The sequence below is a fragment of the Exiguobacterium sp. s133 genome (genome assembly GCF_018618595.1).
Classification (GTDB): domain Bacteria; phylum Bacillota; class Bacilli; order Exiguobacteriales; family Exiguobacteriaceae; genus Exiguobacterium_A; species Exiguobacterium_A oxidotolerans.
On record NZ_JACSMK010000009.1, the window covers coordinates 1 to 12644 of the forward strand.

14 protein-coding genes and 1 pseudogene are annotated in these 12644 nt (G+C 37.9%); 12 read left to right on the plus strand and 3 right to left on the minus strand.

All coding sequences use genetic code 11. The features are described from left to right. The 8 genes and pseudogenes from KNP96_RS16760 to KNP96_RS11935 form a co-directional block, all read left to right on the plus strand. Positions 1-198: pseudogene (locus KNP96_RS16760) on the plus strand (hypothetical protein); the annotation flags it as partial. Between the two features lie 913 nt (positions 199-1111). Beyond that, the gene (locus KNP96_RS11905) at positions 1112-2188 is read left to right on the plus strand and encodes a hypothetical protein (RefSeq protein ID WP_214770651.1); all 1077 of its coding nucleotides are present in this window, start codon (positions 1112-1114) and stop codon (positions 2186-2188) included. Between the two features lie 649 nt (positions 2189-2837). Then, a complete protein-coding gene (locus tag KNP96_RS11910) occupies positions 2838-3626 on the plus strand; it encodes a ParA family protein (RefSeq protein ID WP_214770653.1) in 789 nt (262 codons plus the stop codon). After that, positions 3610-4302, plus strand: a complete 693-nt coding sequence (locus KNP96_RS11915) for a DUF3102 domain-containing protein (protein WP_214770655.1) — start codon at positions 3610-3612, stop codon at positions 4300-4302. The genes KNP96_RS11910 and KNP96_RS11915 overlap by 17 nt, the downstream gene beginning before the upstream one ends. Further along, positions 4299-5075, plus strand: a complete 777-nt coding sequence (locus KNP96_RS11920; RefSeq protein ID WP_028105279.1) for a ParA family protein — start codon at positions 4299-4301, stop codon at positions 5073-5075. The genes KNP96_RS11915 and KNP96_RS11920 overlap by 4 nt, the downstream gene beginning before the upstream one ends. After that, positions 5072-5878 carry a DUF1481 domain-containing protein gene (locus tag KNP96_RS11925; protein WP_214770657.1) on the plus strand — a complete coding sequence of 269 codons (807 nt, stop codon included), beginning with the start codon at positions 5072-5074 and terminating at the stop codon, positions 5876-5878. Before KNP96_RS11920 ends, KNP96_RS11925 begins: the two co-directional genes overlap by 4 nt. A gap of 92 nt (positions 5879-5970) precedes the next feature. Beyond that, positions 5971-6528 (plus strand): DUF6036 family nucleotidyltransferase, encoded by a 558-nt coding sequence (locus KNP96_RS11930; RefSeq protein WP_214770660.1) that lies wholly within the window; start codon positions 5971-5973, stop codon positions 6526-6528. Positions 6529-6559: 31 nt separating this feature from the next. Continuing rightward, the gene (locus tag KNP96_RS11935) at positions 6560-6910 is read left to right on the plus strand and encodes a hypothetical protein (RefSeq protein WP_214770662.1); all 351 of its coding nucleotides are present in this window, start codon (positions 6560-6562) and stop codon (positions 6908-6910) included. A gap of 160 nt (positions 6911-7070) precedes the next feature. Here KNP96_RS11935 and KNP96_RS11940 read toward each other — a convergent pair whose 3' ends face one another. The 3 genes from KNP96_RS11940 to KNP96_RS11950 form a co-directional block, all read right to left on the minus strand. Continuing rightward, entirely contained in the window at positions 7071-7826 is a 756-nt protein-coding gene (locus tag KNP96_RS11940; protein WP_214770665.1) for a coiled-coil domain-containing protein, read from the minus strand. A gap of 269 nt (positions 7827-8095) precedes the next feature. Then, positions 8096-8320, minus strand: coding sequence for a DUF1883 domain-containing protein (locus tag KNP96_RS11945; protein ID WP_251135781.1), 225 nt, complete (start codon positions 8318-8320; stop codon positions 8096-8098). 54 nt (positions 8321-8374) lie between these two features. Continuing rightward, on the minus strand, positions 8375-9679 hold the full coding sequence (locus tag KNP96_RS11950) for an amidohydrolase family protein (protein ID WP_214770684.1): 1305 nt from the start codon (positions 9677-9679) through the stop codon (positions 8375-8377). A gap of 479 nt (positions 9680-10158) precedes the next feature. On the opposite strand from KNP96_RS11950, the gene KNP96_RS11955 reads away from it, so the two are divergent. From KNP96_RS11955 to KNP96_RS11970, 4 genes are read left to right on the plus strand one after another with little or no spacing between them, the layout of a single operon-like run. Then, positions 10159-11049: a Cof-type HAD-IIB family hydrolase gene (locus tag KNP96_RS11955; protein WP_214770687.1), complete on the plus strand. Its 891-nt coding sequence runs from the start codon at positions 10159-10161 to the stop codon at positions 11047-11049. Positions 11050-11069: 20 nt separating this feature from the next. Further along, entirely contained in the window at positions 11070-11651 is a 582-nt protein-coding gene (locus KNP96_RS11960; protein WP_483297868.1) for a YczE/YyaS/YitT family protein, read from the plus strand. Positions 11652-11668: 17 nt separating this feature from the next. Beyond that, complete coding sequence (locus KNP96_RS11965; protein WP_214770693.1) at positions 11669-12097, plus strand: LacI family DNA-binding transcriptional regulator; 429 nt, start codon at positions 11669-11671, stop codon at positions 12095-12097. Further along, entirely contained in the window at positions 12078-12638 is a 561-nt protein-coding gene (locus tag KNP96_RS11970; RefSeq protein ID WP_214770695.1) for a substrate-binding domain-containing protein, read from the plus strand. Before KNP96_RS11965 ends, KNP96_RS11970 begins: the two co-directional genes overlap by 20 nt. Positions 12639-12644: the final 6 nt, after the last annotated feature.

Consider the following 12644-nt stretch of genomic DNA (forward strand, 5'->3'; position numbering starts at 1 on the left):
GGGTTAAAAAAAGTGACGATGCAGGCCATGCTCACTTTTGCTGCCCTGAACCTCAAAAAATTGGCCAATTGGTCATGGGATTCCAGTCGAAATCCTAATGGAGTGTCATATTTTTTACGCATACATAAGACAAACCCTCATTTCCAAGTGGAAATGAGGGTTTGTCTACAGTCTGGTAATCATTCGTCCTTAAAGTAATAAAATTTCATTATCCTACTCTTTTGATCGTTTATATGATAGTAATTGTTAGACGATCTGAAAGAACAAATTACCGAAGTATTTTTTAAAAGCTATACTGATGAGCTTCATTTAGTTTAATATCCAAGCATATATACCAAATAATAATGATAAACAGAATACAAATTGATCATTTGCAAAATAGCCGTCTTTACGAAAAAAAGAACATACGTTCTTATAAAGATGATTGAATCGTACTACGTTTTTAATATAGTGCACCTAAAAATTTGTTTAACTACAAATTAAAGACTGATCAAAAATGTCGAATCATGTCGTAAAACGACCAATTTTGATTTTTAGTTAGCCATTTTCGTACTGAAACAGCAGTTTTTAACATTTTAACTCCTTTTGGTCGTTTTAGACCGTACTGAAGTGACACACTGATTGTTTTGGTCGCTAAGTCCCGTACCGAAACAACAGTTTAATTGAAATGGTCGTTAAATCCCGTATTGAAACAACATTTATCAAAAAAAGTAGTTTTTTAATAAAAATTTTTGAGGCTCTTTTTGTATGCGTTGGTCGCCAGATCCCGTACTGAAACAGCACTTTTCACTATACTGGTCGTTAAATCCCGTACTGAAACAACACTTTTCACCAGTTGGTCGTCAAATCCCGTACTGAAATGACATTTCTGCTTCATTGCCTTTAAAAATTATAGAGCTAAAAAGTGCTTCTACGGCGCCACTATGCGATTCTTTAAACTTTGGTCGTTTTTGACCGTACTGAAATGACATGTTTTTTCGCTCTGAAAACGGCTTCACACCAACGTTTTTAACGTTTTGGTCGTTCTTTACCGTACCGTAGTTACATTTTGACAGTTGTTCTTTTGAACAGGATACTAGGTGTAATAGTTCAGAGTAGAGGAGGTGTAGGTATGTCATTCAACCATGAAAATCGTCACGTGTTAATTGCTAATAAAGTACTCATTGCGATGAGCGGTCTCACGCGATGGACAAAACGACAAGAGGGTTTTATGTATGAAAAGCATCATTATAATATCCCAGGACCGTTTTTAGCTTTGAAATGGACAAAATCGCGGATCCGTCATCTCATCACACTTTTGACTCACTGTGACGACAAAGGGATGCTCTCACTTATTGAGAGCGAAGTATTAGCGGAATATGCTCATACTTCTGTTCGTTCACTCCATGATAACCTACGCCTCTTTGAAGAAGTAGGTCTGCTGCGGTATTCTGTCCACTTCTCTGGCGTCATCTCGATCGAGCTCATTGACTACCTTGCAAACTATCGTGACCTCTTTGAGGAAGCTGGAACATACCAGTCAAAAACCGGCTATACGTCTGTCTGGTGTGAAATGGTTCGGCACCTGATGGAAATCGAACACGTCAATATTTTACGTGTTGCGCTACGTGCATTGGTTCAGGTAGAACGGGATATCCATGTCCAATCTCAGAAACAAGCCACACTTACCTATGATGAAGTGAAAGGGTTCCTGCCACGCTATTGTGGCCATCGTCTTGCCGTCAAAGGCATGCTCGATCAACTTTCACGTATCTTCCGTGTGCAACTGGTTGAAAATACGAAGGATTTCCTCAGTGCTGTGAAAGAAAATCTCTCTTTACAGAAACGCATACATACTGTTTCTCACCCTCTTATGTTTCACGTGAAACTTGAGGATAAAGTGAATAGCAAGCGTATCAAAGAGGCTGAACGTGCTGATACATTGATCGGATGGTTTGATCTTCGAGAGATTGCCCGTGACTTTGTTGATTTTGATGCACTTGAAGTACCTGTGTCTTCTCTACAGTCTCTTAGCGATACCTATGGCTTCTCGGCCTGTGGTGAAGTCTTACGAACGATTCGAAATGACTTCCATCGCTATGGAGAAGGTCTTCAAGATACAGACGTGTACCGTCTTTTCTTTGAATCTCCGATTTTATATCTCAATGAACGTCTTCAGCAGCGTTCCAAAAAATCGGCCATCGCATGATGGTCTATTTGTCGTGCTCTTTTTTGAAATATCGTGTGAAAACAAGCAGTTTATCGATACAACCTACTAGTTTGCCATGTGAAAAAGATAAAAATGTCTTTTTAAAGAGCTTAAAAGTTCAATCTTAAATGTGCTATACCTTTTTTGAAAAAAAACAAATTGTAGTTAATATAAATCAAATAAATTTTACTTATAAACAAAAAGTGCTGAATTTAATCATTTTTTTAATACTTGAAAAGCGAACATTTAAGAACTTCTCCTAATTCTTTTGTCTCTTTTCAAATACATATTTTGTTTTGAAATCGTTGGTATCAAAGGGATCTCATGCCCTTTGCTTTTCCCAATTCTTTTTAATTCTTTTTTAACTCCTTTAATCTCTCAAAATGTATTAAATACTAATAATCTGTTCAGTATCACTATTATTTTTATTCGACCTGCAAGGTCCCAACGAATCGTTGATTCTATATAAGACAGATCATGAGAAAAATAGATTTTACAATTCAAAATCTGTATACATTTCGACGTCGAAATGTATACTCTAAAAATTCAATGTATACATGATTTTTATTTAAATATTGCTAGATTACCGATAAAATAATTGTTTTTCATAATCTCTTATGTGATGATGAAAAAGGAAAGGGGAGAAATTATGAATATATTAACGTTTTACATATCAAAAGGCGGTTCAGGCAAAACCACATGCTCCTTAAATATGGGACATGCCTTAGGAGAGCGCGGTTACCGGACGTTACTAGTGGACCTTGATCCACAAGGTTCTCTCAGCAAATTGATGCTCAAGGAATCAGATACCATCCAATACATGACACTGTATGATGTCCATACTAAAGGTCTTGCTATCGAAGAGATCCTATTTGATGATGAAAAACATAATATTAGTCTTCTCCCTTCAAATGAACGGAATGCACGACTCATCAATTTGATATCGGAACAAGACAAGATCTTCTTGTTGAAAGATATGCTTGCTCCACTTGCAGAGGAGTTTGATTGGATTATCTTGGATTCAGTTCCTTCTATCAATGAACTGTCAAAAGTAGTCCTGTCGTGTGCGGATCATGTAGTCGTACCCTTTATGCCAAAGAAACTGGTATTCGATCAATTAGGTAGTACCATTCGTACCATTCGTCAGGTGAAGAAGTTTTATAATGCTGCTCTCGATTTAACAGGTATTATGCCAGTTGCCATCGATTTAGGTTTAAAAGGAGATCGGGAATATGCAGAGGCGATGAAGCAGTTAGCACATGCAGAGAGTCTTGCCGTTCTTCCGGCCGTTCGTCGAGCTGCCTTTATTGAGAAAGCAGCAGACAATGGAAAAAGTGTTCTTCAATACAAGTCAAAGGAAGGACTAGAACTGGCGCTACCTTTTCGAGAACTTGCACGTCACATGACCGGAGGCAATCAAAATGAAGGCACGGAATAAACAGATTCATAAAGTGAAGCCGCAAGAGCAGCATCCGTACCGGAGTGGTTTAACCGATATCGGATCTGTTGTGCAAAAGTTACCGGTCTCACGTGATCTTGAAAATCTTGCGGTTGAGATTAAAGAGCTAGCCAAGGTCCAAACCATCTCTGTCTTTGAAATTGGAAAGCGTCTTTCAATCGCCCGATCGGAAATGCACGATAAGCAGGAATGGAGGAACTTTTTAGATGTCGTCAGCTTCTCCAATTCGCTTGCCTCACGCTATGTTAAGGCCTATGACACATTACAACCATTTGAAGAGTCGCTTGGTACATTACCGGCTTCAAAAATCTTTGAATTGATGTATGTCGAGGATCCGGAAGATGTTGTGCTACATGGTCTTCCTGTAGAAGAGGGACGTAAGCCCATTGAGCAAGCAACTGTTCGAGAGATTCGTGCCAATCGATCTAGTACGTCTGGTGTAAAAGTCCGTGCTTTTCGCCAGAAAGAGGTGGCATCGACGGTTGTCTCAGCGCGAGTACCAACAGAAACATCTGAACGTATTCAGATGTTGGCGAGTGCGAAAGGACTCAGCATTAGTGAGTATCTCTCAAACATAATAGAAGACACGATCAGCCGTGATATTGTGGAGAATGATCAGAATACCGATCGGCTAGAAGGGGAGGAACAACAGTGAAGAAAATCGCATTATACAATCGTAAGGGGGGCGTCGGGAAATCGACGACGACGATTAACCTTGCCCATGTGTACGCACGACAAGGACTACGTGTCCTCGTCATCGATGCCGATGATCAGGCTTCAACCACAAACGGTCTTGGATTGACAGATGATTACGACGGGAAAGTACTTCTCGATTGTTTAATGGAAGAACATGATCCTTTTTATGTACCGATTGAACAAGTCATTGTCACGTGTGAATATGAGAATGGCACGATTCATTTAGTACCTACACGTCGTTCAGCATCCCCAACAGGACTGACGAGTCAACTAGGATATGAGTATCGCTTAAGCGAAGAGCTCGCTCGTTTAGAAGAGTTCTTTGATATTTGTTTGATCGATTGTCCAGGATCCACCTCTGCGTTAAATCCATATGCGCGTTGCGCACTTGTCGCACAAGATCGAATCATCATGCCGGTTCAAATGCAAAAGTTTTCGATGGATGCTGTTTATACCGCTCCTGAGGAATTAGAGGAAATGAAACGTTACAAAGCAGATATCCATATCGCCGCCTTTATTCCAACAATGGTAAGCGCCCGTTCGAAAGGGGACGTGACGACGGTAGAAGAACTGAATGAATTAGGACAAGAGGTGGGCATTCCGGTCTTAACTACGATCCCATACATTTTAAAGATTCAGTCTCTCCAACGTGAATCCCGTCCAGTCATTGATCATAAAAGTCCAGCAACCGATGCCTATTTACAGTTAGCAGAGGAGGTACGTGCCTTATGAGTCGAAGCCGTAAAAAGGGGCAGCCCACGTTCAAGAGCTTTCAAGGAACGGTAACAGAACCATCAGTTAGTGATAGTGCAACGGAATCCTTACGCGATGAACAAATAGAGGCTGTCAAAAAGTTTGCAGCACCTGCGATCTCGAATCCCTATCAGTCTCTTCCAGCAACTGGCCTATCGCGCATTTTAACGAAACGGCTTCCACATGATGTCGACGGACTGGTTCAGTATTATAATCATATTGATACCATCCAAGCGACTAGCTTTGTTGAAAAATGTCGAATCTTAGCTCATGCAAATGCTTTATTCCATAGTGAAGAAACAAGAGCTCAGTTTAAAGCAGAACAAGGAAGTTGGACAGATTTCTTAACTAAAATTGGACAAACACGTTCTCAAGTCAGTCGATACGTATCCTTTTGGAATGTTTTTGGAGAGAAGATTCTTCAGAAAGTGATCGATGTTGATTTTAGTGCTTCTAAATTAGCAGAATTGTTGACATGGCCAGAAGATCCAAAGTTGGCTTTACTAGAAGAACGGAAATATCCGACACAAAATGGAGAATTGACGGTATATGAGATGACACGTGAACAATTACGTGAAGTGAAGCGGATGTTGATTGAACGTCAAGAACAACGTACCCTTGAGGCCGAAGTGAAACCGGTAAAGCCCATGAAAGTACAGATCCGCTTTCCAGACTTAACAGATCCGTTATTTATTGGTTTGACACAAGCTGCGCGAAAAGAGCAAGTATCGGAAGATGAAATTATCCGACGTGCCCTTCAGGCCTATTTAAATACAAAGTGAACGAATCGACTCGGAAAGCTGCACTAGTATATATGACGATGATTGTTAAATCGTCCATTTCGTATGAAACCGTTTGAGCAGGAGGAACAACTATGTCTTACTCTAATCAGTACAAAGATGTTGAAGGTATCATTGATACATTATTAGTACTCGATACATTCTGTGCCTCTAAAAACATTGAAATCGAAATTGTTATTGTAGGCGCTTCAGGAATACTCCTGTTCATTGAAATGATGAAGAAGGAAACGATGTATCGTCCGACACGAGACATTGATATTCGAATAACGGAAGGTACAGTGACACAAGAACTTAAGGCTGCACTTCAAGAGTATGAAATTGAAATTGTCGAGGGTGTCATTCAATTTCCACCACGAGAAGATTTTCAGGAAAATGATTTCCGACATAAGATTGAAGGTCTATTTGAAGCGATTGAAGTCTATGTACCAGATATCGAACTCTTGGCGTGTACTAAAATATTTTCTTCTAGACAGAAAGATTTAGAAGACCTTGAAAGTACGAATTTGTTAGAGTTGTGCGATAAAAGTAAGCTGCTTGAACTTGTCGAAGAGTACAAATCAAACATGACCTGGAACGACCCATTTTGTAATGTGCATGACTTGAGTCGAATTTTTCAGGAAAAGGGTATATAATTAATAAAACTACTTGAGAGGAGGATGACACATGACCGATGAAAAAAATGCACGATTCCGAGAAGAATTGACAAACGAATTGAATCGTTTGCAAGTAGGCAGTTCGAATTATCGTCAACAGACCGCTCAAAAGGCGCTAGATTTAAGTCGGCATGTGATAGCACCTGAATCTTTACGTGATCGTGAAACTGCCCGCCACTATGTTAAAACTGCTCAGTTACAGGTGCATGAAGATCAAGTAGAAGACATGGCTAAAATGATGAGTATGGCAGCACGGCGTGCTTATAATACGCCGGAGAGCGCATTATCAGTAGACATGAAAGTAAAGCTAGAAGAAAAGCGTAATCGATTTAAAGCTTTTGGATTGCGTGTTAAGTCCTAATGTATATTCTGTTAAATCCTAAGCAATGATTAAACGAATTAAAATTACACAAAAAAGGGATCTTACATTCCATTGAGAATGTAAGATCCCTTTTTTGTGTGCTGTAAAACAGAGAAGGCAGGTAAACCGGTCCATTGATGAATTGAGAGTAGTATAAACATTAGTCATTTTCGTTTTTAGACTGTTGTTGCGTCCGCTCTCTTAAAACAGCTAATTCTACTTGTTCTTGAAGTCGCCGTTCAAAGGACTCTTGGTCACGTTGAGCAATTGCTAGATCTAACAGTAATTTACGATTTTCTCCTTCTAGTTTCTCCGCTCGGTGACTTCGTGTTTTTAACTCATCTACCAAATCGGCCAACGTTTTGTTTTGTCGATACAATTGGTCACGTTCTTCTTCTAATTTCGTAATTGTACTTTCCATATGAAAGACTTCCCGCTTCAGAGATGTTATCTCTTCTTTTTTCGTCACTTCAAGGCGTTCTCTTTGCTCCTTTGATTGTGCCAAAGCAACTTCGACTTTTTCAAGTTCATCTTGTAATTCATCGATTTCTTGCTGATGGGAAGACGTTTTTTCCATGTACTCTGTTTCCAAAGCTTCTTTTGTCTGTGCGACGTCTGCTTCTAAATGTGTTACTGCTTCTAAATGACGCGATTGGATCCGCTGATTTTCATGTTGAAACTTCTCAAGGCGTGCAGCTCGTTCTTGAAAGAGAAGAGTAATTTGCTTAATGGAAGATTCTAACACAGCATCTTCTTCACTCAGTTTTGGGTCAATTACTTTTTGCTCTGCCAATACAATAAATTCTTCGAATAATTGATTTGTTGTAATTTGACGTCCCTTTAAGAATTCCCCAATTTTTTCGGTGACTTCTTCAGATAGACGAAATGATTTATTTTTCATTTCATTGGATGACATATATATATACCCCTTTTAACTTAAATTGTATATTGTCATTATAGCATGGGCGGTTTGGAGGTACTTTGAATAAATCGTCTTAAAATCTAAGAAGAACCTTTGAATAATTCAAGTGTAAGTATAGAGTGTCATTCACTGAATGGCTTATATTCTTTACATTGTTGATTAGAAAAATATAAGTTCATATTATTAAAAAAAGATTGTATACATTTCGAAGTCGAAATGTATACAATCTTTTTTTAATATACCTAATAGAGTAATTCACGTACTTAACTTGTTTGAAATTTATATCTATAGTTTGAATCTTCTACTATCAGATACCAATTGCCAGCGCCTCGTACAGTAATCGAGAGTGGAGATCTATCGTAATATCCACCGTGATAGGTGTAGTTTCTTCGATTCAAATAGTTTCGGTAATTTATTGAGTCAACTAAAAATACATTAGATGCATTAGTCAGTTCAACATCAACCCTCAAAGTATTATTTGTATACATGTACGGAATATTAGCAATGATATATTCACCTCCTTTCGTTCTTTTTTAGTTGTTTTATACCAAAGTTAATTCTGGATTGGCGGTCATAAGGTGAGTTCTGGTTTTAGTCTCATCGACAAAACTGAAAGGTACGATTTCTCGAGACTTTAGTTGGTGTAAGTGGTGTGCTTCACGAAGAGGCGTAAACGACGTTAAATTCCAAATGTCTGATTCGTTAAAACCAATCGATCGAATATTATGCATGAGTCGATCAATCGTATAGGATCCCGCAGCCACATATCCTTTTCCTTGATACCATAGATTGTTTTCCCCGTTTTTCTTCAGTTCTTGTCCACACATGACATCTGTATCGATTCGATCAGTCATCGCGATGATATTGCTAGTACCGATCAATTCGACTACTTTGCGGACGATTTCTAAATCAACATGTTCACTGTCGAAATTCATACAAATAGTGATGTCACCTGCAGCTGCAGCTTTGATTAGTGTTCCCGGAACCTGCCCCACCTTCTCACAAATATTATCTAGCGACCAACCTTGGATTTCTGATTCGTATAACTCTTGCAATCTGAATTTTCTCTCTTCCGATGTTCTCCACGTATGCTTAAAGTTTAAAGGCATGTCATTGAACAGATGATCTGTAATGACTGGTGTAGAATCCGTAAATCTATTTGTATCTTTAGCAATTTTAATGACCTGCTTGATTAATTCAGAAGTATGGATAGGATCATTCTTTTGAAAATGCCCTAAAGCAGGTTTAATGCCATTTTCGACGAGAGTCTTAACAATCCATTCGATGGAAGGATGGTCATCAGTAATTTGCTCCTTAAGATAAGAATCTTTGGTCATTGCATCTGGAGAGAGGACTGTATAAATTAATCCTAAGCTTCCACATGAAGCAATCATTGACCATTCTTCTTTAGTTGGGGCCCAGTTTCCTTTAGCTGGAGTTCCAGCAAAGCTAGCCAGAAGCGGACCTTCTAATGAGATACCTAAAATATTTGAAAGTTTTCCGTTTGACTTCTTCAATGCGAAATTATTCATCATCAAAATAAATAAATCAAGTTGATGGTGCGGTAGAAAGATAGAGGGTACGCAGTAAATCCCTTCTTCTTCAGCGAGTATGTTAACTCTATCTAAATCTAACTCCTCAATATTACTAAAATCGTAATCGCCGATGCCGTGACAATGAAATTCTACAGGTAATGAGGGGACGAGATATGAGCCTGATTTATTATATTGTCCTTCTCCAAGAATTTCATAACGTTTCCATTTGTCGTTTTCGAACTGTATTTTAGCCAGGTGCATGGTAGCATCGACTTCAAGAAGCGATGGACTATTAAATTTTATCTTTGACATAGTGACTCCTCCTAGTAAACCTATTCTCTTTTTGTACAAATCAAATTTCTTTAATGAATACTATCGAAGAATAAAATATGAAACGCGTCCCAGGTCAACAGAAAAAAGAAAAAATTCCAAAAAATAATTATTTTTTGGAATTTAAAATCTTTTCATAGTTCATAATTCTTTTATCAAACTTTATTAGCAATTGATTAAGTTCAAAGGCCTTCAGGACTTCCATCCGGATCTTAAGAGGAGCATTTTTTTCGTTTAACCATCTAAAAACCTCTAATTCCTCAGTGCTTAACAAAGAAATTCACCTCCCTTAGGAAACCACTGGTAATGACGCCGTCTCCGTTACGCTTACCAGTGTTAGACTTACCATAATTTATGAAATGCATTTCAGGTCAATAGTTTTTTTTTAGTTGTTGTTCTGAAACGCGTTTCAGAGATTAAGATAAATTCAGATAGAAAATTAATCTAGGTGGAGGAAAAATATGAAGTTATTTGCAATTGATTTAGATGGTACGCTCTTAAAATCTGATCATACGATTTCATCAGAAAATGTTTTAGCAATCAAGAAAAGGCAAAAAGATGGTGATATTATTCTCATTGCTACAGGAAGAGCTTCTTTTGATGCACAAAATATTTTACGAAAGCATCACGTACATGGTTGTCCTATAATCGCTTCTAATGGAGCTGAGCTTCAATATAAGATAAACAAAAATTCGATTAAAAGTAGTATATCAATTGATTCACAGACAAGTGAGAAAATATTCCGCTATTTAAGTGAGGAAGAATTGTACATACAAGTTTATTTGGAAGACAAAATTCTTCTAGAGTCAGATGCAACTGATGCGTTACTTGCGAGGGCAACAAATGAGAAAGTGCTAAACGGATCTTTTAGCTATGATACATTTATACATTCGATTCAAGCACAATTAGGACAATATGGTGTGCATCCTATCGAATCAATTACCAAAAATGATTTATCAAAAGTTATAAAATTTATGATTGTATCCCCAAATCAAATTCTTTTAAAAAAAGTAGAGCGAAAACTATCTATGATTAATTCTTGTTCGATCTCTAGCTCGGGTGCATATAATTTAGAAGTTATGTCAGCAGGTATAAGTAAAGGAGAAGCACTAAAGAAAGTGACATCTGACTACGAAATTGAACTAAGAGATACGATTGCAATTGGTGACAATCAAAATGATTTATCTATGTTCCAAGTAGCGGGAAGTAGCATAGCAATGAAGAATGCTGATGAATCCATAAAAAATATAGCTACTTATGAAACACTAGATCATAATCACAATGGTGTGGCGAATGCTCTAAATGACTATCCTTCGAATTTAATTGAGCGTCTAAAGCGAGTAAATATATGAATCGAAAGAGAAAATGGATTATGTACCTGGGTGGTCTACTAACAATTTCATTCGGTGTTGTTCTAATGATTCAAGCCAAAATTGGTATAGCGCCTTGGGATGCTCTTAACGTCGCGTTAGAGAAACATTTGGGTATGAGTATTGGATTTTGGGTGTTTGCAGTAGGCAGTATCCTCATTATAATAAATGGACTCATTAAACAAGGAATGCCGAATCTTCTAGGCTTCATACCCATTATCATAATAGGTTTATTAATCGATGGGTTAAATTTCTTGTTCGCAGATGGGATGGATTTAAATAATAAGATGACAGAGTGGTTTTTATTTATCACCGGACTATTGGTGTTGAGTTGCGGGATTGCATTTTATATTCGCTCTTCTTTACCTGCCGTGCCAAATGATGAATTTATGATTGAATTGAGTAAACGAACTGGTTGGAGCCTTGCGCTGACTAAGACTTGCGGAGAAGCCCTAGCATTTTTAATTGCCTTTTTATTAAATGGACCGATTGGTGTCGGAACCTTAGTTGTTGTATGTCTTTTAGGTGTTTTGATCAATATGGCATCACGCTTCTTTGATATGATAAAAATACCAAAATACTGATACTGAAAGGAAAGCGAATGGCAAACATAACAGAAATTGCGCGACTGGCTAAAGTATCACGGTCTACGGTATCACGCGTTTTAAATGATCATCCATACGTAACTTCACAAAAAAAAGAAGCCGTTTTAGAAGCAATTCGTTCACTAGATTATGTTCCGAATCGAAATGCGATTAACCTATCAAAAGGGAAGACGAACATTATTGGTGTAATGGTCCCACAGATAAATCATCCGTTTTTTAATAACTTAATCAGCGGAATGGGGGAAGCTTGTTCTCGATTAAATTTATCGTTACTCGTCAATCCAACAAATAATGATTTTGAAAAAGAAAAAGTATCATTTGATCAATTGCGTTATAAACAAATAGACGGCCTGGTCATTGCTTCTACTGTGAGCTCGGCAGAGTTTTTGGCAGAAGTGAATAGACATGGTCCTCGTATCTTGTGAATGGTCTGAAGGTAGTCATACTCAGGTTTATATCGATCATTCAAACGGCATTGAATTAATAATGGACCATTTAATTGAAAGGAGTTATAAGAAGATAGCCCTCTGTTTAGGAAATCCAGATAGTGGTGTCGGAAAAATTCGAAAAAATGCATTTTATGAATTTGTTGATAAAAGCAAGATCATTCATCTCAAGGAATGGTACTTCGAGAAAAAGTATAGTTTTGAAGATGGTAGAGCTGTCATGAATGACTTGTATGGTCTCTCCGCTCTTCCAAGAGCTATCGTTGTAGGAAATGACTATGTCGCAGCAGGAATCATTCATCAAGCTAAACTACTAAATGTAAAAGTTCCTGAAGACCTTGCCGTTACTGGATTTGATAATCAATCGATTTCAGAAGCAATGGGTATCACAACAATTGACCAACCGATTCATCAACTGGGGATTGAAGTGATTAAAACGATAGATAGTTTGATCAATAGTCAACACAAAATTGTTGGAAATACATTACCCCTTCAGTTGATATCCCGGCAATCTACCTGAATACTT

What these genes read in the sequence shown, in the direction of transcription:
- KNP96_RS11905 (WP_214770651.1), top strand. Translation starts at nt 1,112, where the DNA reads ATGTCATTCAACCATGAAAATCGTCACGTGTTAATTGCTAATAAAGTA.
- KNP96_RS11910 (WP_214770653.1), top strand. Translation starts at nt 2,838, where the DNA reads ATGAATATATTAACGTTTTACATATCAAAAGGCGGTTCAGGCAAAACC.
- KNP96_RS11915 (WP_214770655.1), top strand. Translation starts at nt 3,610, where the DNA reads ATGAAGGCACGGAATAAACAGATTCATAAAGTGAAGCCGCAAGAGCAG.
- KNP96_RS11925 (WP_214770657.1), top strand. Translation starts at nt 5,072, where the DNA reads ATGAGTCGAAGCCGTAAAAAGGGGCAGCCCACGTTCAAGAGCTTTCAA.
- KNP96_RS11930 (WP_214770660.1), top strand. Translation starts at nt 5,971, where the DNA reads ATGTCTTACTCTAATCAGTACAAAGATGTTGAAGGTATCATTGATACA.
- KNP96_RS11935 (WP_214770662.1), top strand. Translation starts at nt 6,560, where the DNA reads ATGACCGATGAAAAAAATGCACGATTCCGAGAAGAATTGACAAACGAA.
- KNP96_RS11940 (WP_214770665.1), bottom strand. Translation starts at nt 7,826, where the DNA reads ATGTCATCCAATGAAATGAAAAATAAATCATTTCGTCTATCTGAAGAA.
- KNP96_RS11945 (WP_251135781.1), bottom strand. Translation starts at nt 8,320, where the DNA reads ATGTATACAAATAATACTTTGAGGGTTGATGTTGAACTGACTAATGCA.
- KNP96_RS11950 (WP_214770684.1), bottom strand. Translation starts at nt 9,679, where the DNA reads ATGTCAAAGATAAAATTTAATAGTCCATCGCTTCTTGAAGTCGATGCT.
- KNP96_RS11955 (WP_214770687.1), top strand. Translation starts at nt 10,159, where the DNA reads ATGAAGTTATTTGCAATTGATTTAGATGGTACGCTCTTAAAATCTGAT.
- KNP96_RS11960 (WP_483297868.1), top strand. Translation starts at nt 11,070, where the DNA reads ATGTACCTGGGTGGTCTACTAACAATTTCATTCGGTGTTGTTCTAATG.
- KNP96_RS11965 (WP_214770693.1), top strand. Translation starts at nt 11,669, where the DNA reads ATGGCAAACATAACAGAAATTGCGCGACTGGCTAAAGTATCACGGTCT.
- KNP96_RS11970 (WP_214770695.1), top strand. Translation starts at nt 12,078, where the DNA reads ATGGTCCTCGTATCTTGTGAATGGTCTGAAGGTAGTCATACTCAGGTT.